Source organism: Streptomyces sp. MBT53 (genome assembly GCF_016654115.1).
Taxonomy (GTDB): domain Bacteria; phylum Actinomycetota; class Actinomycetes; order Streptomycetales; family Streptomycetaceae; genus Streptomyces.
This window is the reverse complement of sequence record NZ_JAEQAZ010000537.1, coordinates 1-368: the sequence shown is the minus strand read 5'-3', so window position 1 is coordinate 368 and position 368 is coordinate 1. Positions and strand designations below refer to the sequence as shown.

Annotated in this window: 1 pseudogene; it reads left to right on the top strand. The window is 65.2% G+C overall.

From position 1 onward, the window contains the following. Positions 1–264, top strand: a pseudogene (locus tag JHN45_RS52655) (ABC transporter permease); the annotation flags it as partial. Positions 265–368: the final 104 nt, after the last annotated feature.

The window sequence follows — 368 nt, the reverse complement described above, 5'->3', positions numbered from 1 at the left end:
GCAGTCAACACCGTGCAGTCCGGCGAAGGTGTCGGCCAGGAACTGATCTACATCGCGGCGGCCGTCATCGGAGGCTGCCTCCTCACCGGCGGCTCGGGCTCGGCGATCGGCCCTCTCTTCGGCGCCTTCATGTTCGGCATGGTCCAGCAGGGCATCGTCTACGCCGGCTGGAACCCCGACTGGTTCAAGGCCTTCCTCGGCGTGATGCTCCTCGGCGCCACCCTCATCAATCTGTGGGTCGGCCGAGCGGCGACCCGGAGGTGAATCCAGTGACCACCACCCACCCGACCACTCTCGCGAACACCGCAACGGACAGTGCCGCACCGGTAGTTGAGCTGCAGAAAACAGGCAAGTCCTACGGCAATGTC